This is a genomic window from Pseudomonas fluorescens (assembly GCF_000802965.1).
Classification (GTDB): Bacteria; Pseudomonadota; Gammaproteobacteria; order Pseudomonadales; family Pseudomonadaceae; genus Aquipseudomonas; species Aquipseudomonas fluorescens_A.
This window is the reverse complement of the sequence record NZ_JSAK01000027.1, coordinates 232,043-252,050: the sequence shown is the minus strand read 5'-3', so window position 1 is coordinate 252,050 and position 20,008 is coordinate 232,043. Positions and strand designations below refer to the sequence as shown.

23 protein-coding genes and 1 tRNA gene are annotated in these 20,008 nt (G+C 58.5%); 10 read left to right on the top strand and 14 right to left on the bottom strand.

Features of this window, described 5'->3' with window-relative positions:
- Positions 1-111: 111 nt before the first annotated feature.
- Positions 112-894 carry an aldolase gene (locus NL64_RS21820; protein WP_034150122.1) on the bottom strand — a complete coding sequence of 261 codons (783 nt, stop codon included), beginning with the start codon at positions 892-894 and terminating at the stop codon, positions 112-114.
- A gap of 110 nt (positions 895-1,004) precedes the next feature.
- Between NL64_RS21820 and NL64_RS21815 the strand changes: the two genes are divergently transcribed.
- Complete coding sequence (locus NL64_RS21815; protein WP_034150121.1) at positions 1,005-1,547, top strand: helix-turn-helix domain-containing protein; 543 nt, start codon at positions 1,005-1,007, stop codon at positions 1,545-1,547.
- 151 nt (positions 1,548-1,698) lie between these two features.
- Here the strand turns inward: NL64_RS21815 and NL64_RS21810 are convergent, their stop codons facing one another.
- Positions 1,699-2,718: a DUF4917 family protein gene (locus tag NL64_RS21810; protein WP_034150120.1), complete on the bottom strand. Its 1,020-nt coding sequence runs from the start codon at positions 2,716-2,718 to the stop codon at positions 1,699-1,701.
- Between the two features lie 129 nt (positions 2,719-2,847).
- Here NL64_RS21810 and NL64_RS21805 point away from each other — a divergent pair, with 129 nt between their 5' ends.
- The 8 genes from NL64_RS21805 (at position 2,848) to NL64_RS21770 (ending at position 10,752) form a co-directional block, all read left to right on the top strand.
- Complete coding sequence (locus NL64_RS21805) at positions 2,848-3,756, top strand: LysR family transcriptional regulator (RefSeq protein WP_034150119.1); 909 nt, start codon at positions 2,848-2,850, stop codon at positions 3,754-3,756.
- 256 nt (positions 3,757-4,012) lie between these two features.
- Complete coding sequence (locus NL64_RS21800; protein WP_034150118.1) at positions 4,013-5,206, top strand: CaiB/BaiF CoA transferase family protein; 1,194 nt, start codon at positions 4,013-4,015, stop codon at positions 5,204-5,206.
- Positions 5,203-6,129, top strand: a complete 927-nt coding sequence (locus NL64_RS21795) for a hydroxymethylglutaryl-CoA lyase (protein ID WP_034150117.1) — start codon at positions 5,203-5,205, stop codon at positions 6,127-6,129. The genes NL64_RS21800 and NL64_RS21795 overlap by 4 nt, the downstream gene beginning before the upstream one ends.
- 169 nt (positions 6,130-6,298) lie before the next feature.
- On the top strand, positions 6,299-7,630 hold the full coding sequence (locus NL64_RS21790; protein WP_034150116.1) for an MFS transporter: 1,332 nt from the start codon (positions 6,299-6,301) through the stop codon (positions 7,628-7,630).
- A 199-nt stretch (positions 7,631-7,829) separates the two neighbouring features.
- A complete protein-coding gene (locus tag NL64_RS21785) occupies positions 7,830-8,468 on the top strand; it encodes a LysE family translocator (RefSeq protein ID WP_034150115.1) in 639 nt (212 codons plus the stop codon).
- A 90-nt stretch (positions 8,469-8,558) separates the two neighbouring features.
- Positions 8,559-9,908, top strand: coding sequence for a sensor domain-containing protein (locus tag NL64_RS21780; protein ID WP_034150114.1), 1,350 nt, complete (start codon positions 8,559-8,561; stop codon positions 9,906-9,908).
- Between the two features lie 109 nt (positions 9,909-10,017).
- A complete protein-coding gene (locus tag NL64_RS21775) occupies positions 10,018-10,176 on the top strand; it encodes a KGG domain-containing protein (protein ID WP_034150113.1) in 159 nt (52 codons plus the stop codon).
- Positions 10,177-10,248: 72 nt separating this feature from the next.
- On the top strand, positions 10,249-10,752 hold the full coding sequence (locus NL64_RS21770; RefSeq protein ID WP_034150112.1) for a DUF4142 domain-containing protein: 504 nt from the start codon (positions 10,249-10,251) through the stop codon (positions 10,750-10,752).
- A 45-nt stretch (positions 10,753-10,797) separates the two neighbouring features.
- Here the strand turns inward: NL64_RS21770 and NL64_RS21765 are convergent, their stop codons facing one another.
- Positions 10,798-11,211, bottom strand: a complete 414-nt coding sequence (locus NL64_RS21765; protein ID WP_034150111.1) for a low affinity iron permease family protein — start codon at positions 11,209-11,211, stop codon at positions 10,798-10,800.
- 219 nt (positions 11,212-11,430) lie between these two features.
- Between NL64_RS21765 and tam the strand changes: the two genes are divergently transcribed.
- Positions 11,431-12,201 carry a trans-aconitate 2-methyltransferase gene (tam, locus tag NL64_RS21760; RefSeq protein ID WP_034150110.1) on the top strand — a complete coding sequence of 257 codons (771 nt, stop codon included), beginning with the start codon at positions 11,431-11,433 and terminating at the stop codon, positions 12,199-12,201.
- Positions 12,202-12,592: 391 nt separating this feature from the next.
- Here tam and NL64_RS21755 read toward each other — a convergent pair whose 3' ends face one another.
- The 11 genes from NL64_RS21755 to NL64_RS21705 all read right to left on the bottom strand — a co-directional run bounded on the left by NL64_RS21755 (position 12,593) and on the right by NL64_RS21705 (position 19,873).
- Positions 12,593-12,862 (bottom strand): hypothetical protein, encoded by a 270-nt coding sequence (locus tag NL64_RS21755; protein WP_034150109.1) that lies wholly within the window; start codon positions 12,860-12,862, stop codon positions 12,593-12,595.
- Between the two features lie 436 nt (positions 12,863-13,298).
- Positions 13,299-13,706: a type II toxin-antitoxin system HicB family antitoxin gene (locus tag NL64_RS21750; RefSeq protein ID WP_034150108.1), complete on the bottom strand. Its 408-nt coding sequence runs from the start codon at positions 13,704-13,706 to the stop codon at positions 13,299-13,301.
- 37 nt (positions 13,707-13,743) lie between these two features.
- Entirely contained in the window at positions 13,744-13,923 is a 180-nt protein-coding gene (locus NL64_RS21745; protein ID WP_034150107.1) for a type II toxin-antitoxin system HicA family toxin, read from the bottom strand.
- A gap of 257 nt (positions 13,924-14,180) precedes the next feature.
- The gene (locus NL64_RS21740; RefSeq protein ID WP_034150106.1) at positions 14,181-14,540 is read right to left on the bottom strand and encodes a helix-turn-helix domain-containing protein; all 360 of its coding nucleotides are present in this window, start codon (positions 14,538-14,540) and stop codon (positions 14,181-14,183) included.
- The gene (locus NL64_RS21735) at positions 14,540-14,842 is read right to left on the bottom strand and encodes a type II toxin-antitoxin system HigB family toxin (RefSeq protein ID WP_034150105.1); all 303 of its coding nucleotides are present in this window, start codon (positions 14,840-14,842) and stop codon (positions 14,540-14,542) included. Before NL64_RS21735 ends, NL64_RS21740 begins: the two co-directional genes overlap by 1 nt.
- A 182-nt stretch (positions 14,843-15,024) precedes the next feature.
- Positions 15,025-15,098 (bottom strand) — tRNA-Gly (locus NL64_RS21730).
- Positions 15,099-15,265: 167 nt separating this feature from the next.
- Entirely contained in the window at positions 15,266-16,150 is an 885-nt protein-coding gene (locus NL64_RS21725) for an alpha/beta fold hydrolase (protein WP_034150104.1), read from the bottom strand.
- Between the two features lie 314 nt (positions 16,151-16,464).
- Positions 16,465-17,157, bottom strand: a complete 693-nt coding sequence (locus NL64_RS21720) for a pseudouridine synthase (protein ID WP_034150103.1) — start codon at positions 17,155-17,157, stop codon at positions 16,465-16,467.
- A gap of 34 nt (positions 17,158-17,191) precedes the next feature.
- Positions 17,192-17,410: a cysteine-rich CWC family protein gene (locus tag NL64_RS21715; RefSeq protein ID WP_034150102.1), complete on the bottom strand. Its 219-nt coding sequence runs from the start codon at positions 17,408-17,410 to the stop codon at positions 17,192-17,194.
- On the bottom strand, positions 17,397-18,890 hold the full coding sequence (locus NL64_RS21710; RefSeq protein ID WP_034150101.1) for a sensor domain-containing diguanylate cyclase: 1,494 nt from the start codon (positions 18,888-18,890) through the stop codon (positions 17,397-17,399). The genes NL64_RS21715 and NL64_RS21710 overlap by 14 nt, the downstream gene beginning before the upstream one ends.
- Positions 18,891-19,012: 122 nt before the next feature.
- Positions 19,013-19,873 carry a MurR/RpiR family transcriptional regulator gene (locus tag NL64_RS21705; protein WP_170948639.1) on the bottom strand — a complete coding sequence of 287 codons (861 nt, stop codon included), beginning with the start codon at positions 19,871-19,873 and terminating at the stop codon, positions 19,013-19,015.
- Between the last annotated feature and the right edge of the window lie 135 nt (positions 19,874-20,008).

Below are 20,008 nucleotides of genomic sequence, written 5' to 3'. Positions count from 1 at the left end.
TAGAAGCGTCATGGTAGCCATGAGAGATCCTCCTTCGGTAAAGAGAGTGCCTCGGCAAGTTTAGACTCGCCGAGGTTCTCGCCGGGCTGACCATCTCATTAGGGGTAGGGGTCAGTTCAGGCAATCGGCGTGTTGGCGCAGGTTCTGCCGGGCGTAGTAGTTGAAAGCGGCGGCGTGGCGTTTGGGCCGGGCGATCCAGTCGTGGGCTTCACGACCCAGCTCCGGGATGATTGGCTTGATGGTCCCGGCACTCATCGCCAGCAACTGCAACCTGGCGGCGCGTTCGATCAATTGGGCGATCACACAGGCCTCCTCGATGGTGGTGCCGGTGGACAACTGGCCGTGGTGGGAAAGCAGGATCGCCCGTTTGTCGCCCAGCGCGCCGGCAATCAGATCGCCTTCTTCGTTACCCACCGGCACACCGGGCCAGCCTTCAAGAAACGCGCAGTCGTCGTAGAGCGGGCAGAGGTCCATGTGGGAAATCTGCAGCGGCACTTCCAACATCGACAACGCTGCGATATGTGTCGGGTGGGTGTGAATGATGCAGTTCACATCCGGCCGGGCGCGGTACACCCAACTGTGGAAACGGTTGGCCGGGTTGGGCATGCCGTGGCCTTCGAGCACTTCCAGGTCTTCGTTGACCAGCAGCAGGTTGCTCGCGGTGATTTCGTCGAAACCCAGGCCCAGTTGTTGAGTGTAGTAAGTGCCAGGCTGGGGACCGCGGGCGGTGATTTGCCCGGCCAGACCGGAGTCATGGCCATTCTCGAACAGAATGCGGCAAGTCAGGGCCAGCTTTTGCCGGTCGGTCCACGTATTATCGGCAAGGGTGTTTTGCATCTGGTTGAGCGCTTGCTTGACCAGTTGATCTTTGGGCAGTGCTAATGTCTTGGCCATATCGGTGTCCTCTTGGCTGAGTCATGCAAATGACACGAAAGATGCTATATGACACGTTGTGTCATGAGCAAGGACAATTCGTCACCTCCTTGATGGATTAATCGCTCCACATGTCTATCCGTTTGAAATTATTAAGAAAAAAACTTGGGGTAACCCTTGAGGCGCTGGCGGAAAAATCCGGCATGACCAAGAGTTACCTGTCGAAGGTCGAACGCGGGCTCAACACGCCATCGATTGCGGCTGCGCTGAAACTGGCCAAGGCGTTGAACGTGAAGGTCGAGGAATTGTTCTCGGAGGACAACGTCAGCGTCGACAGCTACAGCCTGGTGCGTAGCCACGAGCGGCAACCTTTGGGCGCCAGCGACGACAATCCGGGTTACGCCGTACTGGCTCATCAGGTCAGTGAGCGCAACCTGCTGCCGTTCATCATTTATCCGCCAAGCGAATTTGCTGACAAGACCTTCAAGGAACATTTGGGTGAAGAGTTTCTGTTCGTTCACGAAGGGCAGGTGGAAGTGGATTTCGTCAGCGAGCGAGTGCTGCTCAATAGGGGTGATGCACTGCACTTCAACTCTCAGAAACCGCACCGGATCCGCTCGGTGGGCGAGGTGCAGGCGCAGTTGTTGGTGGTGGTGCATAGCGCGGAAGAATGAGTTGCGTGGGCTTTTGTGGCGAGGGAGCTTGCTCCCGCTCGACTGCGCAGCAGTCGTAAAACCTGCCAACGGATTTCCCCTGAAAGAATGCAGGGGGCCGCTTCGCAGCCCAGCGGGAGCAAGCTCCCTCGCCACAGGTTAGCTGTTTGCCTCAGACCTCAACCGGCACGGTCAGCTTCGGGTTACCCAATCCATGAGTCTTGGAATCAAAAAAACGCAACTCCACACCCGTCCCCTCGAACACCTTCGCGTAATGCCGCTTCTGATGCTGGATGAACGCCTTGCTGCGCGGATAGATCGAAATCGCCACCACCTTCGGTTTCGCCTGACGCAACGCGTGCACGATGTGGCTGTCCTGTTCACCCAGCGCATGACCGAAGATGCACAAGCCGTCGCCATGGCCCAGTAACTGCTCGTAGCAAAACGACAGGTAATCCGAACTGCGGATGGTCTTGAGCTTGTCTTGCGACGGGCCTTCGTTGACGAACAGCGGTACGTCGTCGAGGGTCTTGATCGTGTTGTTGATGGCGAAGTTGCCCAGCAGCGTGCCCTCGGTCGCCATCAGTTTGCGCGCCGTGCCGTCCTGATTGCGCACCAGGTGCAGGCCGCCGTGCAGGTACAGCAAACGGGTCTTGTCAGTGGCGGTGGAACTCAGGTCGAAGCCGGGTTCGGTACCCTGGAACAAATCGCTGATGGTGTCCGGTTGGTGCTGGACCGCCCAGTAGCTAAGCAGGTCGTAATTGGTGGTGAACACCGTGCGGTAACTGCTCAGTTCCTGATTGATCGTCGCCAGGGTCGAGGCCTGGACCAGTCGCCACGGGATGTGCACCGCGTGCACGGTGTTGATCAGCGCTTCCTTGATCGCGTAGTAGCGATTGCGCGGCGCAGCAGAGCTGACGGCCAGGGCTTTGTTGACCCGGCTGGTGGTTTTCAGCGAGCTCAATACTTGTTCGAAGCTGCGGGTTTGCAGCGCCTCGAACACGCTCAGCTCCGACTGGCTCAGCGGTTTTTCTTCGACGGTGCGGGCGTTCTCGAACAGCGAGTCATAGCCGAAATCATCCCACACGGCGCGGCTGGCGCCGTTACCCACCAGCAGGCCGTTGAACGCCGCACTTGTGCGCACGGCGTTCCAGTCTTCAAGTAGGGCGTCGACATCCTGGAAATCGGTCATTGCGTTTGTCGTCTCGAAGCGAAAGGTTCTGATGGGCGGCGACTTTATCACGACCCAGTGCATAACCACGGCCCGAGCGAAGAACGCTATGCTGCGACTCCGCCCCAGCCGACATCGCCGAGTTCATTGATGCTGCAAAAAAGCCTGATCCGCCGCCTCGACCTGATCACCCTGCAACTGTTCGTGGCCGTGCATGAAGAGGGCACGCTGACCCGCGCCGCCGCGCGTGAGTCAATTGCGGTGTCGGCAGCGAGCAAGCGTTTGATGGAGTTGGAGGAGGCGCTGGGCATCAGCCTGTTCGTGCGTCAGGCTAAGGGCATGACGCTTACGCCAGCGGGTGAAACCCTGTTGCACCACGCCCGGCAGATGCTCTTCAACGTGGAGAAAATGGGCCTGGAACTGGGTGAGCACAGTCACGGTGTGCGGGGCTATGTGCGGATGCTGGCGAATCTGTCGGCGATCATCCAGTTTCTGCCCGAAGACCTGCGGGATTTTTCCGAACAACATCCACAGGTCAAGACCGACCTCGAAGAACGCCCCAGCGCCGGGGTGATTCAGGGCGTGCTGGATGGTGTCGCGGACCTCGGGATATGTTCCATCGACAGCGACATCAAAGGCCTGCACAGCGTGTTGTACCGTCAGGACAAACTGGTGGTGCTGATGCCGCCGCATCATCCGTTGGCCGACCGTTCGAACGTCGCTTTCGCCGATACGCTGGACAGCGATTACGTCGGTCTGCACGCCGCCAGTTCGATCAACATGCGCACCCACGCCGCCGCGCGCGAGGCAGGCAAGGTGCTGCGGGTGCGCATTCATGTGCCGGGGTTCGATGCGATGTGCCGCATGGTCCAGGCCAACATGGGAATTGGTGTCCTGCCGCAGCGGGCTTATGAATTGTTTGGTCGGGCGTTGGGACTGACGGCGGTGCCGCTGACTGACGACTGGTCGGATCGCGCCTTGATCGTGGTGGTGCGTGATGAGGCGTTGCTGTCGCCGGTGAGTCGGATGTTGTTTGAGCATTTGCGCGGGCAAGCCTGACGGTTTCTGCTGAATGGACCGGCCTCATCGCGGGCAAGCCACGCTCCCACAGTAGGCAATGTGGGACAGAAAACTACAGGAACACCAAAGATCCCTGTGGGAGCGGGCTTGCCCGCGATGACTGACCTAACGACGACGATAGTTTTCAGGGCGTTCGCGTTTCGCGAACGCTCGTTGCCAACTGAAGGTTGGATTCCAACGGCCACGCTCCTCTAGCCTTGGCAGCAATTCCAAGAACAACTAGAGGTACCCCGCGATGACTGCCCCCCTGAGTGCAATCAAAGTGATCGAGATCGGCACGCTGATCGCCGCGCCGTTCGCCGCGCGCATGCTCGCCGAGTTCGGCGCCGAAGTGATCAAGATCGAAGCCATGGGTCAGGGCGACCCGCTGCGCAAATGGCGCAAGCTGCACGAAGGCACTTCGCTGTGGTGGTACCTGCAATCGCGTAACAAGAAATCCCTCGCGCTGAACCTCAAATCCCCGGAAGGCATCGAACTGGTCAAGCAACTGGCGACCAGCGCCGACGTGCTGATCGAAAACCTGCGCCCCGGCGCGCTGGAAAAACTCGGCCTGGGCTGGGACGTACTGCACGCCCTCAACCCCAACCTTACCCTGGTGCGGATCTCCGGTTACGGCCAGACTGGCCCCTATCGCGATCGTCCGGGTTTCGGCGCCATTGGCGAGGCCATGGGCGGCATCCGCTACACCACCGGCACCCCCGGTTCACCGCCAGCGCGGGTCGGCGTCAGCCTCGGCGATTCCCTGGCGTCGCTGCACGCGGTGATCGGCGCGCTGATGTCGTTGCTACGGGTCAAGACCGGGCAGGGCGGTGGGCAAATCGTCGACGTATCGCTGGCCGAAAGCGTGTTCAACGTCATGGAAAGCCTGGTGCCCGAATACGACATGCTCGGCCATGTGCGCGAGCGCAGCGGCGGTGCCTTGCCGGGCATCGCGCCTTCCAACACTTACCTGACGGCCGATGGCGCTTACGTGGTGATTGCCGGCAACAGTGACCCGATCTACAAGCGTTTGATGGAAACCATCGGCCGCCGCGATCTGGCCGAAGCACCGGAATTCGCCCACAACGACGGGCGTGCAGCCAAGAGCAATCTGCTTGATGCGGCAATCACCCACTGGACCAGCAGCCTGCCCATCGATGATGTATTGGCCGCGCTGGAAGCCGCCGAAGTCCCGGCCGGGCGCATCTATTCGGTGGCCGACATCGTTGCCGATCCGCACTATCAAGCGCGGGACATGCTGCTCAACGCCGAGCTGCCGGGTGGCGCTACGGTGAAGATGCCGGGCATCGTGCCGAAACTCTCGGAAACCCCCGGAAGCGTGAACTGGTCCGGCCCCGGATTGGGTCAGCACACCGACGGTATCCTCGCGCAACTGGGCCTGACCGTGGCAGACATCGAACGGCTGAAAGTCGAAGGAGTGGTGCAATGATTTCTGATTATTCCGACAGCCTGATCGTTCAGGAAGTCTCCCCGCGCGACGGCTTGCAGATCGAGCCGACGTGGGTCGAAACCGTCGACAAGATTGCCCTGATCGATCAATTGTCCATGGCCGGATTCAGCCGTATTGAAGGGGGTTCGTTTGTCTCGCCGAAAGCCATTCCCGCATTGCGCGACGGTGAACTGGTGTTCAAGGGCATCACCCGTCAACCGGGGGTGATCTACGTCGCGTTGATCCCCAATCTGAAAGGCGCGCAGCGGGCTCTGGCGTGCAATGCCGATGAGCTGAACCTGGTGATGTCCGCCAGCCAGACTCACAATCTGGCGAACATGCGCATGCGCTGCGAAGATTCGTTAACAGCGTTTGGCGAGATCGTGCAGTTCGTCGGTGGTACTCAGGTGCGACTCAACGCCAGTATCGCGACAACCTTTGGTTGCCCGTTCGAAGGCAAGATCGATGAAGACCGAGTGATGCAGATCGTCGAGGCCTATCAGGAACTCGGCATCCAGGGCATCACCTTGGCGGACACCACTGGCATGGCCAATCCGCGTCAGGTGGATCGATTGGTGCGACGGGTCTTGCAGCGCGTATCGCCGGCAGACCTGACTCTGCACTTCCACAACACCCGTGGCCTCGGATTGTGCAATGTGCTGGCCGCGTTCGAGGCCGGTGCCCGGCGTTTCGACGCAGCACTCGGCGGCCTCGGCGGATGCCCGTTTGCACCGGGCGCCTCGGGCAACATCTGCACCGAAGACCTGGTGAACCTGTGCGATGAAGTCGGCATTCACACCGGCATCGATCTGCCGCTTTTACTGAAACTGTCTCGAGGTTTACCGGCGCTGCTCGGCCACGAAGTACCGGGCCAACTGGCCAAGGCCGGACGTAACTGCGACCTGCACCCCGTGCCGTTCTGAATACACCCGATCCACCTGTAGGAGCCGGCTTGCTGGCGATGCGGTGTGTCGGTCGATGTTGACTGGCACGCAGCATCGCCAGCAAGCCGGCTCCTACAGAAAAACGTCCCCCCTAACCAGACAACAAAAACAATCGGACACCCACGGGAAGTCCGCCTGGAGAACCGCAATGAGCCTGAATGTACTGGAGGCGGGCGCGAGCCCGGCCGTTAGCCTCGACGAAGAAAAAGCCCTGGTAAAAAAAGTCGCCTGGCGCCTGATGCCGTTGATCATGGTTTGCTACCTGTTCGCGTTTTTTGATCGCATCAACATCAGCTTCGCCAAATTCCAATTGCAGACCGACTTGAGCCTGAGCGACACCGCTTACGGCCTCGGCGCCGGGTTGTTCGTGGTCGGTTATGTGATTTTCGAAGTGCCGAGCAACATGATGCTGTACAAGGTCGGCGCCCGGCGCTGGATCGCCCGGATCATGATGTCCTGGGGCCTGGCGACTGCACTGATGGTGTTCGTCAACAGCGAATGGCAGTTCTATGTCCTGCGGTTTGTGATCGGTGCGATGGAGGCGGGTTTCGCGCCGGGCGTGTTGTATTACCTGACGCTGTGGTTTCCCCAGCACTATCGCGGGCGCATCACCTCGATGTTGTTCCTGGCGTCGGCGTTTGCCGGCCTGGTCGGCGCGCCGTTCTCCGGGCTGGTGCTGCAACATCTCGACGGCTTTCTGGAAATGCGTGGCTGGCACTGGCTGTTCCTGCTCGGCGGCGTGCCATGCATCGGCCTCGGCTTGCTGGTGTTGACCTTGCTCAAGGACCGCATCGAAGACGCCCATTGGTTGACGCCGTCAGAGAAGACGCTGCTGGCCAGCCGCATTGCACACCATGAACCGCACAAAAGTGGTGGTTCGTTACTGGCGGCATTGCGCATTCCGGGGTTCCTGACCCTCGGCCTGATCTACTTCCTGATTCAGGTAGCGTCTTATGGCTTGAATTTCTGGGCTCCGCAATTGATCCGCAGTGCCGGCACCGAGAGCCCGGTGATGATCGGTTTGCTGACCGCCATTCCGTACATCTGCGGCGCGATCAGCATGGTGGTGATCGGGCGCTTGTCCGACTCGACAGGCGAGCGACGCAAGTTTGTTGCCGGGCTGGTAGCTGTCGGCGCGATCGGTTTCTTCTGTGCCGGGATCTTCGCTAACCACACGACCTTCCTGATCGTCGCTTTGGGCTTGCTCGGCGCCGGGATCATCGCCTCGATCCCGAGCTTCTGGACCTTGCCACCGAAACTGCTGGCGGGTGCTGGGGCGGGTGCGGCGGGCGGGATCGCGGTGATCAATACGCTGGGTCAGTTCGGCGGCATCGTCAGCCCGGTCATGGTCGGACGCATCAAGGACCTGACCGGCAGCACCACACCGGCGCTGTATGTCATTGGTGTCTGCGCGCTGATTGCGGTGGCGCTGCTGATGTGGGGCCTGCCGCAGAAACTGCGCACGCTGGACAAGTTCTAAAAACAAGGTCTTAAAAGATCGCAGCCTGCGGCAGCTCCTACAGGGACCACGCATCCCTGTAGGAGCTGCCGGAGGCTGCGATCTTTTGATCTTTGCAGGCGACCTGATATCCAGATTCCTTCGACGATCTGTCAGTCAATGCTTCAGAAGCTGATATAGACTGGCGCCCATTCACGCAGTCGTTCAAAAAGGACTTCCAATGACCCCATCGCTACTCATGGCCGTTCTCGCCTCCGGTTTCATCTACGGCATCACCCCCGGGCCGGGCGTGCTGGCGGTATTCGGTATCGGTGCGGCCCACGGTCGGCGGGCAGGGGCAGGGTTTCTCTGCGGGCATTTATTGGGCGACGTGGTCTGGTGCAGCACCGCGCTGGTGGCGATTGTCGGCGCGCGGGAAATCGGCAGCACCGCGTTCGATGTACTGGGCGTGCTCAGCGGGCTCTATCTGTTCTGGCTCGGATGGCGCGCTGTGCGTGCTCGTCATAGCGGCACGCAAGCGCCACAAGGGCCGGCGCGGCAGCCGTTCTGGCATGGCATCCTGTTTGGCCTGACCAATCCAAAGGCTTATCCGGTGGCGGTGGCGACGTTTACCGCACTGCTGTCGAGCCGCGCAGAGTTGCTGACCTGGTCAATGTTGCCGTGGCTGATTTTCCTGAGTTTCGTCGGTGGCCTTGTCGCCTACGCTATTCTCATCGGCATCGTTGGGGCGCAGCGGGTGCGCACCTTGTATCAGCGTCATGAACTGGCGATTACTCGCTTGTGTGGCGTGATGTTTATCGGTTTTGCGATCAACGCCCTGGCGCATGCATTGCCGGGGCTGGTGACGAACAAGGCTTGAAGCTGATCGCAGGGATGCATCAGTAACAAACGGATAACCGGTCAGGGATGGTTTTTTATTGCGGCATTGTTCGGACGCGCGCTAGGCACCATGACCACCAGAAACCCCGCTCCGTTGGCGAGCTACATCGACCTGTTGCTGGACGCCGTCTGTGCAGTCGATAAACAAGGTCGCTTCGTTTTTGTCAGCGCGGCCTGCGAGCGCATTTTCGGTTACAGCCCCGAAGAGTTGATCGGTCAGCCAATGATCGAGCTGGTCCATCCGGCCGACCGTCAGCGCACCCTCGACGCCGCGCGGGAGATCATGGGTGGCGAGCCCAAGCTCAACTTCGAGAACCGTTACCTGCGCAAGGACGGCCGGGTAGTGCATATCCTCTGGTCGGCCCGTTGGTCGGAGGTCGATCAACTGCGTATCGCCGTGGCCCGCGACATCACCGAGCGCAAACAGGCCGAATCCCGGCAAGCGGCGCTGTATGCGATTTCCGAAGCGGCGCATGCCGCCGAAGACCTCTTGGCGCTGTTCAAACGCATCCATCTGATCATCGGTGAATGGCTGCCGGCGCTGAATTTTTCCGTCGCGCTGTACGACGAACACTGTGCCGAGCTGAAATTCCCTTATCACGTCGATGACCACGAGCCCGAGCCCGACTTGCCCGGAGCGATAACCGGGCGCCTGTGTGCCGAAGTCATTCGCACCGGCCTGCCGATCCTGTTGACCCCGGACCAGACCACACCGCAAGTGGGCTTCGAAGCATGGGTGACCGAACAGCATTCGCCCTGCTGGCTCGGCGTACCGTTGAACTCGCAAAACGGCACCCCCATCGGCGCACTGATCGTCAAAAGCGTTCCAGGCGGCGAACGCTACACCGAACAGGATAAAGAACTGCTGCAATACGTCTGCGCGCAGGTGGCGACCGCGATCGAGCGCAAGCAGCTGCACGCGCGCCTGCAGCGTATGGCCCAGTACGATCAATTGACGCAACTGCCTAACCGCGAATTGCTGCGTGACCGGCTCAAGACTGCACTCGACGCAGCGCGCGAGGGCCACGGACGAATGGCGCTGCTTTACGTCGACCTCGACCGTTTCAAGCAGGTCAACGACACCCACGGCCACGCGGTTGGCGACATGCTGCTGCAAACCGTCGCCAATCGGCTTAAGGGCTGTGTGCGTGAGTCCGACACGGTGGCGCGCATTGGTGGCGATGAGTTTGTGGTGTTGCTGCACAGCATCCACGCCTCGGGCGATGCCGATGGCGTGGCCGGGAAAATCCGACAGGTCCTGGCCCAGCCCCTGCGCCTGGACGGGCACAGCCTGCACATCCAGCCGAGCATCGGCGTCGCCCAGTACCCCGAACACGGCACGGAAGAAAAGCAGCTGTTCAGGCACGCCGATGATGCGATGTACAGCGCCAAGCGCGAGCATCACCTGCGCCTGGGGTGAATGCCGTTCGTCGTTCCATCGGCAGATTCTTTTAAACCTTTTGCATCGCACAAATTCAGAATCTATGCGGGCTATAGCTCGCCGCGATCAATACAAGAGGAAGAGAATCATGCCTAATTCAAGAAACTCGAACTCGGGAAACTTCGCCAACGATCGAACCAAGGCGTCTGAAGCCGGTCGCAAGGGTGGGAAAACCACCACCACGACTGTCGATAAAGAGCCTGCGAAACCCGACATGGGCCGCAAGCCCGCTCAGAAATCCAAGTAATGGATGAAGGTGGTTTTGATTGAGAAGCGGGGGCGAAAGCTCCCGTTTGAATTTAAAGAGGAGGGCGCGACCATGAACTGGATGGCCACCCGATTACGCAACGCCGCAATTGCCACGTTACTGGGCCTGTGCGCCAACAGTGCTTTCGCCCAGTCGCCCGCCGAATTCATCAACGATGCTTCAGCCAAAGGCATGGCCGACATCGAAGCCAGTCGCCTGGCGCACCAGAAGTCCGAATCCAAAGAGGTCAAGGACTACACTATCGTCGTAATCAACGACCGCACCACCGCCAACCAGCACTTGGCTAAAATCGCCAAGCAACTGGATTTGCCGGTGGCCCCGCGCGAAGAAGTGGTCGACAAGGCCAAAGCCCTGATGCCGGAAGTCATGGAAGGCGATAGCTTCGATGAAGCCTATGCGGCCAGCCAGGTCAAAACCACTCAGGAAGCTATCGATCAGCTGCAGCAAACGGCGCAAACCACCGATGTGCCGGAAATCAAAGCCTTTGCCGAAGAAACACTGCCTAAACTGCAAAATCACCTGCAAATGGCCAAGGCCCTGCAAGCCAGTCGCTAATCAATAGAATGAGCGGGTGACCTCGGGCCACCCGCGATTACCCGATCAGCATTGATTGAGGTTCGGCTTGCTGCCTTTCTCCTCGACAACGGTGCCGTCCAGGGAAATCGTCTGACCTTCGCCTAGTTTCCGGTACTCCTTTCTCAACGCTTCCAATTGTTTGAGGTCCAACGCCTCCAGGCCCAGCATCGCGTTCTGCGCTTCTTTGGTTACCCGCAACAACTCATCGACCTTCAAATGCAAAATGTCCGTGTCACGGTTTTGCGTGTTCTGGATCAGGAACACCATCAGAAACGTGATGATGGTGGTCGAGGTGTTGATGATCAGTTGCCACGTATCGTTGAAACCGAAGATCGGCCCACTCAACCCCCACAAGAAAATCAGAACGATTGCCCCGAGAAAGGTTGTTGGGCTGCCGGCCCACAGGGCAAGTTTTTGCGCGACTTTTGCGAATTTCATGGCCGTGTACCTCATGGGGAAGTGCGTGAATTTGTGACAGCGCCATGGCTATGAAAATTCGGCTTTTTTCAGAGCAAAAGATCGCAGCTCCCCCTGTAGGAGCTGCCGCAGGCTGCGATCTTTTGATCTTGCATAAAGGCACGCAAAGCAACGTCGGGGCTGTATCGTTACGACTGAAGTTTTCGCCCGCTCTGAAAAACGTACCGACAGGAGAACGCAATGAGTTGGTCCGCCAAGCAATACGTCGCTTTTGAAGATGAACGTACCCGTCCCGCCCGTGACCTGCTGGCGGCAATTCCCACCGGGAACGTGCGTTCGGCCGTGGACATCGGGTGCGGCCCCGGCAACTCCACCGAGTTGCTGGTGGAGCGCTTTGCCAACGCCACAGTGCGGGGGCTGGACAGTTCGACGGACATGGTCGAAGCCGCGCGCAAGCGCTTGCCGCAGGTGCGGTTCGATATCGCGGACATCGACACCTGGCAGGACAACGGCCCGTTCGACGTAATTTTTGCCAACGCGGTGTTGCAGTGGGTGCCGGATCACGCCACGTTGCTGCCTTCGCTGGTGAGCAAACTTTCTCCCGGTGGCAGCCTGGCGATCCAGATGCCGGACAATCTCAACGAACCTTCGCACCGCTTGATGCGTGAAATCGCCGCTGATGGACCATGGGTAGGCAAACTGGCGGGCGCCGCCGGCCAGCGAACTGACATGGAAAGTGCCAGCGGTTACTACTCGATACTGAAAGCCTGCTGCACCCGCGTCGATGTGTGGCGCACTACTTACCATCATCCGCTGGCGGGCGGTGCCTCGGGTGTGGTCGAGTGGTTCAAGGGCAGTGGTTTGCGGCCGTTTCTCGAATCGCTGGATGAGGCGGAACGGGCGCAGTATCTGAAGCAGTATCAGGCAGCTATAGAACAGGCTTATCCGGCGTTGAGTGATGGTTCGGTTTTGCTGCCATTCCCACGTTTGTTTTTGGTTGCGACGCGCTGATGCGAAAAAGGGGCAGGTGTCATCTGCCCCTTTTTTTCGCGCGTCTGGCGCTCAGGTATTCAAAAATGAATGAAGCAAAGCCGAACAACCCGATCATTGAAACGATCATGATTCCCAACTCTGAACTGTCCATGCCGATCTCGCTGTGAAGAGTGAGTCGGGAGAATAAGACATCCCCGGTCCGGCTCGACGCAGCGCTATTGCTTCTTTACGGGCGTGCGCGGATCTATACGCAAACGATACGGTCAGGCCCAACATCATCAGTCGCTCCCGTGCTTCGGACACTGAAAAACTTGTGGGAGCCAGCCTGCTGGCGATGACGGTCGCACATTCAACGACCAGGTTGCCTGATCGTCCGCTATCGCGAGCAGGCTCGCTCCTACAGGTCAGGTCAGGACGGTTCTGCGTCCATGCGACGTGCAATGACATCCAACACATCGCAACCATCGCGCAGTGGTATGCAGCACAACAATGCGAAGTCGCTGAGGATCACCGAGTCGGTGCTGATTTCACCTCGCATCGCGAGGTTTTCGAGGACCTGCGTCACAGCGCTGAGTCTGTAGTTGGCCGTGCTGAGCAGCGAGTGCAGGGGTTGGGTGGTGTTGACGTAGAGGGAGGGGAGGTCGTCGGCGTTGCTGGTTAAAGCCATAAATTCTTTCATGAGTGATTTCCGTGTGATTTTTGGATTAACCACTCCATCGTCGCCAAACAAAGGGTGACAGCTGTACGCGGGTTGGCGAACCGGGACACGGCAAAACCGGTAGATCCTGAGATCTCCCACGCACAGCTACCAAAAAACATGCAGCCAAGTGCGTTCCAAAGCGCACTGATAACTGCTCGGAAGCTTCTGCACCGTATCGTCAAGTCGCCAAACCCGACACGCCATTTGGGCGTACTCGGACTATAGGTCTCAAGACAAAGGCACAGCAATGCGCGAGTGTACGGACATTTCCCAGACTATTGTAGGACGCAGCTTTTTCTGAAAACGGCCTCGTTCGAGCGCTCGAAGGTCGGGATGGGAATCCAGCCTTTCACTAATCCCCGCCATAAAAAAACCGGCCACCAGGACCGGTTAATTTGTTACTGAAGTAAAACCTTCAGCCCTGCTGCAACACCTTGAGCGCTGCCGACGCCAGAAAACCTGAACGGCTTTTCTCTTCCGGGTGGTGCAGCACGTACTCATCGATTCGGTTGAGCAGATAGCCAGGCAGCGTGATGTTCAGTTTCTGCGCCTTGCCCAGGTATTTGGTCACGTCGATGTCCACCAGCGCCCATGCGCAACCCGCGTATTTTGGATCGGCCGCGTGCAGGGTCACTTTGTTGGCAGGCGGAATGGGCGAACCGTCTTCGGCCAATATCTCGAAATGACCTTCGATGGCCTCGCGGGCCATCGCCATCGCGTCGTCCAGATCTTCCCCAGCGGAAAAACAGCCCGGAATGTCGGGGACTTCAACGCCCCAGGCGTGCTCGTCGTCGCCCATTGAAATGGCAATTGGGTAAAGCATGTTCAGTGTCCTCCGAGGACTCAGCGCGTCAGGCTCGTTAGAGCAGCGCCTGTTGCAAAATACTGATGGCCGTTTTCTTGAGCAGATCTTTTTTCGGATGAGGGACCGTCACCAACCCCGGCTTGGTCGGGTGTTTGAAGTGATGATGGCTGCCTCTGATACGTACCAGATACCAACCGTCCGCAATGATTTGGCTTATCAAAAATCGGCTATTCACATCACCTCCCTGTGGTGTGCTTGTGGTTACTATACCTACTGATTTTATGTAATCAACACTATACCCACCAAATCTTCCTGGCTTGGTGAGACGGCGATACAAATCGAGTCTAGGAGGGCGCTGTGGGAATGGGTTTGTGCGAGGCTTGATTGAGGTGTTTTGTGTGTTTCGAGTTTTTTCCTCGATTATCCTCACCCGAAATCGGACATAAAAAAACCGGCCACTTGGACCGGTTTTTTAAGTCTCTACATCTCTTGTCAGGCGACACCTGCAAGCAAACTTTCATAAGGGATTCGCAACCCGTCGTGCAAGCGCTTGATCATCGACAGACTCAATTTACGCTTGCGATTCAGTACTTCGGACACGCGTCCGCTCGTACCGATGAAGGGTTCCAGGTCACGAGGCGTCAGGCCTTGTTGATCCATGCGAAATTTAATCGCCTCAATCGGATCGGAGGGCGGCATGGGGTAATGCTCGTCTTCATACTTTTCAATGAGCAGCGCAAGAATTTCCAGCTCGTCGCCTTCCGGAGAGCCGACTTCCGAGCCCCACAATTGCTCAACACGAGCAAATGCAGCGGTCAGGTCTTCTTGGCTGCGAATAGGTTTAATGTCCATCACACGGTCTCCGCGTTGATCTGATCGTACTGGGCGTGGGTGCCAACGAATCGTATGAAACCGAGTTGGCGCTGATAATCGATTGCCATGATCACCCGGTACTTGTTGCCACCGATGTTGAATACAACCCTGCCACCCTTGAGGATGCTGGCCGTTCTCAGCTCCGCCTTGACCTCTTGCGGCGTGCCATAAACGGCCTTTTCCATGTGTCGATACCATTCAACCAGTGGTGTTTCGGAGTCAGCAAAAGCCGGATTACTAACCCAGAACTCCCGCAATGTCCCTTTTGCAATCACACGCACTGCACTTCCTCCCGTTTTGGGAGATGGTAGTCGTCGCCTTAAAGAGATGCAATCTATGATTTCGTGAACGAATGGATCCGCTCACCAAACTCTGCCCACAAAAAAACCGGCCATCAAGGCCGGTTTTTTCTGTCTCTACATTCCCCCGTCAAAACCCTCTTAACGTGAGAACAAAATTTGATTGGAGCGGGTGAAGGGAATCGAACCCTCGTTATCAGCTTGGGAAGCTGGAGTAATGCCATTATACGACACCCGCTCAGAGCGGTGACTTTGTACCAGATGTGCGCTTGGAAATGAAGTTTTTCTTTACGTGGAGCGGGTTTAACGCGGACAGGGCGCATGGCTGTCTATCGCGGGCAAGCTTCGTTCCGGCAGGAATGCGATTAGCGCTGCGGGGCGAAGCTTGCTCGCGATGACTCTCTTTCAGATTGCCAATGCATGGTGGTCCTGGACGTAGTGGTAACGCGGTCGGCTTTCGTGCTGTGCCGGCTTCAGGAACCCAAGCAAGGCGTTGCGGCTGTCTCGGCAGGCGGCTTTGTGTTCCATGTCGAGAAAGTGGCCGGTGGCCTCAAGGGTGGTGAAGGTGGCGTGTTGCACGTGGTTGGCGAACAACCGGGCGCCATCGGCGGCGGTGTATTCGTCCCATTCGCCGTTCATGAACAGCACTGGCACGTTGATTTTCTCCGAGGCTTTCAAGAAGCATTGGCGGTCGCTGTGCAGCAGGTCGCTGATGTGGAAGTGCATCTGCCCGTATTCGTGATCGGCCAGGCTGCTGACGTGGCGATAGTTGAAGCGCTTGAACAGCGTCGGCAGGTGTTTGCCGATGGTGCTATTCACCAGGTTGCCGACGCGGTCGCCATCGCGGCTGCCGAGGTAATCCACACCGCGCTCGAGGTAGTCGAGCATGTGCGCGTTGATCTCCGGGGAGAACGAGCTGATCACGGCTCTTTCGATGCGCCGTGGCCGTTGGGCGAGGGCGACCAGGGTCGCGGCGCCACCCCAGGAAAACGACAGCACGTGTTCGGCGGCGAAGTGGTCGATCAGCTCCAGGAGGATCTGCCCTTCGACTTCCTTTGTCAGCAATTTCTCATGCAGGTTGTGGGCTTTTGACTTGCCCGCGTAGGGCTGGTCGTAGCAGACCACATTGAACTGCGGGTGGAGGTTTTTCACGGTTTGTGCAAACGACGCAGTCGTGGCCATCGAGCCGTTGACCAAGATAATGGTCTTCTCTGCGGCGTCTGCGCGATAGAACTCCGTGTAAACCCGATACTGACCCTGTATATCCAGCACAGCGATTTCTGGCCTCATGTCATAAGACTCCTGGCAAGCGGGTATGCGCGCAAATGAGATTGCACGAGCTTTGTGACAGGTAGGCATATGCCTGGAATTTTGAGAGGCCCATGTCGATCCATTGCAGTCCGGTCGACGGGTATTGTTATTGGCGGGCAGTTTGCCGGTGCAACGCGGAACCTCAAGGTTCTCTACCGACAAAAAGTTTCTTAGAAGTATGTTGTGACTCGTCGGTCACATTTCGGCCGACGTCCTGATTCAAGCAGGGGTCACATCATTGCGCAAGTGCCTTTGGTAAATTGTTCGACAACTTCTGCTGAGCGGTAGGCTGCTTAGATCGATTCGATCTCATCAGCGCTTAGCGCACGGTATTCGCCTGGTTTTAGCGAGTCATCGAGCACCAACGGGCCCATGCGTTCGCGGTGCAGGCGCATCACTTTGTTATCGAAGTGGCCGAACATGCGCTTCACCTGGTGATAACGGCCCTCGACGATGCTCAAGCGTGCCGATTTCGGTCCGAGCAGCTCTAGACCGGCGGGTTGCGTGGTGAGGTCTTCGAAGGCGAAGTACAGGCCTTCGCTGAACTTGATCGCGTATTCGGGGCCGATGTCCTGCTCGGTTTCGACGTAATAGACCTTCGGCAGTTTGGTCTGCGGTTGGGTCAGGCGTCGTGACCAGCTACCGTCGTTGGTGATCAGCATCAGGCCCGTGGTGTTGAAATCCAGGCGTCCGGCGATGTGCAGGTCGTCCTTGTCTGGCTCATAGATCAGGTCGAGGACGGTGGGATGCTGCGGGTCGCGAGTGGCGCTGACGCAGCCAGCAGGCTTGTGCAGCATGAAGTGACGCAGTGGTTTGCCGGTTTGCAGCAGTTCGTCGTCGACTTCGACGCGACTGAACTCCCGAACTTCGGCGTGTGGGTCGCTGACGATTTTTCCGTCAATCCTGATGCGCTTTTCCACCAGCAACAGGCGCACCTGCTTACGGTTGAAGCGGGGCAGGTTGCTGAGGAAGCGGTCGACGCGCATGACGAAGGATCAGTGAAAGAAACGGGCGCGCATCTTACTTGATCGGCCGGGCCGCTGCTTGCAGCTGCGCCTCGACTTCGGCGCAGCGCGGGCACAGGCAGGAGGCGTTGCGCAGTTCGGCCGGCAGCGCTTCGAGCACCGCCGGGTCGATGCTGACGCCGTAGCACCAGCACGCGCGGTCGGCCGTTCGAGGGTCGGCCAGGGTGCAGTCGTTAGGCGCACCGCAGGCGGGGCAGAGGTCAGGCTGGTTCATAACTGGAGTGAGGCATTTCCACGCAGGTTCGGTTGCGGCCCGATTGTTTGGCCCGATACATCGCATGATCGGCCCGCGACAGCAGGGTGTGCAAGGTGTCGTCGGCTTGCAGGGTGGTCAGGCCAATGCTGACGGTCAGTTGCAGGGTGCTGTTGTTGTAGGCGTAGCGCTGCTGTTCCACATGATGACGAATTTTCTCGGCGATTTTCAGACCGGTCTCACCGTCGGTGTCCTTGAGCAGCACGATGAATTCTTCACCGCCCCAACGGCAGACGATGTCGGAGTGACGAAGGCAGCTTTCCAGATTTCGGGCGAAGCCGATCAGCACCTGATCGCCGGCCAAGTGACCGTAGGTGTCGTTCAAGGCCTTGAAGTGGTCGAGGTCGAGCAGCAACGCGGTCAGTGGTTTCGGTTCCCGTTGGGCTTCGTGCATGGCCTGCGCGGCCAGCAGGTCGAAGCCGCGACGGTTGGGCAATTCCGTCAGGCTATCGAGCGTGGCCTGAGCCTGGATCTTGCCCTGAAAGCGTTTGATCACCTGGTTGAGCAGCACCAGCACCGTCAGGGTAACCACGAGGCAGATCAGCAGATTCAGGTACAGCGAGCGGCGGATATCGCTGAGATCGCCATCTTCACGTTTGTCGACGAACAAGTACCAGTTGAGTTCGGGGATGAACCGTACGTTAAGGAAATGTCCCTGGCCCTGGCCGGAATATTCGTAGCTGCCGCCGTGGGGTTTGGGCAACTGGCTGACCAGGTTTTCCATGCTGTCGAGTTCGCCCAGGGTCTGCCCGGCCCGTGCGCCTTGCGGGCCACCCTCGGCACCGGTCAGCACCAGTCGGCCGAACGTGTCGACGAAATACACGCTGCGCTGATAACGCTGCTGGTACTTGTCGATCAGTTTGATCACCGCATCTACCGTCAGGCCGACACCCGCGGCGCCGATGAAACGGTTGTTGTAGTCGTAGACCTTGTAGTTGATGAAGACCGTCAGGTTGTCCTTGTTGGCGAGGTCCGGATCGACGTTGATCTCGTACGGATCCTTCATGTCACGCACGCGAAAGTACCAGGCGTCACGGGGTTCGGTGGCCTTGACCTGCTTGAGCACGCCCTTGGCGTGGTAGTAAGTCAGGCTAGCGTCGGAGACGAAAAACGCGGTGTAGGCGCCGTAGTGAGTCATGACCTCGTTGAGGTAACGGGTCATCTGGTCGGCGTCGCGTTCGCCGTTGACTACCCAATCGCGCATGAAGGTGTCGCGGGACATCATCGAGGAAATCAGGATCGGTCTGACAAGGTCTTTCTGGATTTCCGAGTAGACCGTGTCCGATGTCAGCGGCAGTTCGGTTTTGACGATGTTGTCGCGGATCGACGCCCGAGAGGCGTAGTAACTGAGGAAGGAAGTGGCCAGGAAGCCTGCGCCCAGCAATGCGACCAGCGTGAGTACCAACGAACGTTGAGAATACAGCGGCGAGCGAAGCGGCATGGCAATTCCATTGGCAATAATCCGATGGCGAGCATTCTAGTGGCACCGCCGGGAAATAACTGCTCTATGTGCGCCGCGAATGGTCGTTCCTACGTGCAGGAACGACCAACTCTCAAATCCCCTTAGTTGAACTCATCGCCAACCGGATAGCGGCTGGCATTCAAACTCTCTTTGATCTTGCGCAAATGCGGCTGGAAATCCACGCCACGGCGCAGGGTCATGCCAGTGGCGAGCACGTCCAGCACGGTCAGCTGAATGATCCGCGAGGTCATCGGCATATAGATGTCGGTGTCTTCCGGCAGCGGAATGTTCAGGCTCAAGGTGCTGGCCTTGGCCAGCGGCGAGTTTTCGGCGGTCAAGCCCAGAACCGACGCGCCGTTTTCCCGGGCGATGCGCGCTACTTCCACCAGTTCGCGTGTGCGGCCGGTGTAGGAAATGATCACGAACAATTCGCCGGTGTGTGCCACCGAGGCGATCATGCGCTGCATCAGCACGTCGGCATGGGCGGTCACGGCCAGGTTGAAGCGGAAGAACTTGTGTTGCGCATCCAACGCCACTGGAGCCGAGGCGCCGAGGCCGAAGAAGTGGATCTGTCGGGCCTGGATCAGCAGGTCGACGGCGCGGCTGATCAGGTTCGGATCGAGGGCCTGGCAAGCGCTGTCGAGGGATGCGATGGCGCTGCCGAAGATCTTCTGGGTGTAGGCCTCGGGATTATCGTCGGCTTCTACCGCGCGGCTGACATACGCCGCGCCGCTGGCCAGGCTTTGCGCCAATTGCAGCTTGAGTTCGGGGTAGCCGCTGACGCCGAACGAACGGCAGAAACGGTTGACCGTCGGTTCGCTGACCGATGCGGCCTGGGCGAGGGCGGCGATACTGAACCGGGTGGCCTGCTGTGGGTTGAGCAGGATCACCTCGGCGACTTTGCGTTCGGCCTTGTTCAGCTCTTCAAGGCGATTCTGGATCTGTTCCAGTAAATTTCGCACGCGGTCCATATGAGTTTCCTTGATTCACCTGCGCCGATAAGCGCGCGGCTAATGCAAAAAGGGCCTTTGATGCGGCCCGTAACGGTGGCCTATCCTACTGATGGCTCCGACCGACCACCACTCGGAATCTGTATT

Excerpts from the sequence above, each read along its gene's own strand:
- NL64_RS21820 (WP_034150122.1), bottom strand. The coding sequence starts at position 894 with ATGGCCAAGACATTAGCACTGCCCAAAGATCAACTGGTCAAGCAAGCG.
- NL64_RS21815 (WP_034150121.1), top strand. The coding sequence starts at position 1,005 with ATGTCTATCCGTTTGAAATTATTAAGAAAAAAACTTGGGGTAACCCTT.
- NL64_RS21810 (WP_034150120.1), bottom strand. The coding sequence starts at position 2,718 with ATGACCGATTTCCAGGATGTCGACGCCCTACTTGAAGACTGGAACGCC.
- NL64_RS21805 (WP_034150119.1), top strand. The coding sequence starts at position 2,848 with ATGCTGCAAAAAAGCCTGATCCGCCGCCTCGACCTGATCACCCTGCAA.
- NL64_RS21800 (WP_034150118.1), top strand. The coding sequence starts at position 4,013 with ATGACTGCCCCCCTGAGTGCAATCAAAGTGATCGAGATCGGCACGCTG.
- NL64_RS21795 (WP_034150117.1), top strand. The coding sequence starts at position 5,203 with ATGATTTCTGATTATTCCGACAGCCTGATCGTTCAGGAAGTCTCCCCG.
- NL64_RS21790 (WP_034150116.1), top strand. The coding sequence starts at position 6,299 with ATGAGCCTGAATGTACTGGAGGCGGGCGCGAGCCCGGCCGTTAGCCTC.
- NL64_RS21785 (WP_034150115.1), top strand. The coding sequence starts at position 7,830 with ATGACCCCATCGCTACTCATGGCCGTTCTCGCCTCCGGTTTCATCTAC.
- NL64_RS21780 (WP_034150114.1), top strand. The coding sequence starts at position 8,559 with ATGACCACCAGAAACCCCGCTCCGTTGGCGAGCTACATCGACCTGTTG.
- NL64_RS21775 (WP_034150113.1), top strand. The coding sequence starts at position 10,018 with ATGCCTAATTCAAGAAACTCGAACTCGGGAAACTTCGCCAACGATCGA.
- NL64_RS21770 (WP_034150112.1), top strand. The coding sequence starts at position 10,249 with ATGAACTGGATGGCCACCCGATTACGCAACGCCGCAATTGCCACGTTA.
- NL64_RS21765 (WP_034150111.1), bottom strand. The coding sequence starts at position 11,211 with ATGAAATTCGCAAAAGTCGCGCAAAAACTTGCCCTGTGGGCCGGCAGC.
- tam (WP_034150110.1), top strand. The coding sequence starts at position 11,431 with ATGAGTTGGTCCGCCAAGCAATACGTCGCTTTTGAAGATGAACGTACC.
- NL64_RS21755 (WP_034150109.1), bottom strand. The coding sequence starts at position 12,862 with ATGAAAGAATTTATGGCTTTAACCAGCAACGCCGACGACCTCCCCTCC.
- NL64_RS21750 (WP_034150108.1), bottom strand. The coding sequence starts at position 13,706 with ATGCTTTACCCAATTGCCATTTCAATGGGCGACGACGAGCACGCCTGG.
- NL64_RS21740 (WP_034150106.1), bottom strand. The coding sequence starts at position 14,540 with ATGGACATTAAACCTATTCGCAGCCAAGAAGACCTGACCGCTGCATTT.
- NL64_RS21725 (WP_034150104.1), bottom strand. The coding sequence starts at position 16,150 with ATGAGGCCAGAAATCGCTGTGCTGGATATACAGGGTCAGTATCGGGTT.
- NL64_RS21720 (WP_034150103.1), bottom strand. The coding sequence starts at position 17,157 with ATGCGCGTCGACCGCTTCCTCAGCAACCTGCCCCGCTTCAACCGTAAG.
- NL64_RS21715 (WP_034150102.1), bottom strand. The coding sequence starts at position 17,410 with ATGAACCAGCCTGACCTCTGCCCCGCCTGCGGTGCGCCTAACGACTGC.
- NL64_RS21710 (WP_034150101.1), bottom strand. The coding sequence starts at position 18,890 with ATGCCGCTTCGCTCGCCGCTGTATTCTCAACGTTCGTTGGTACTCACG.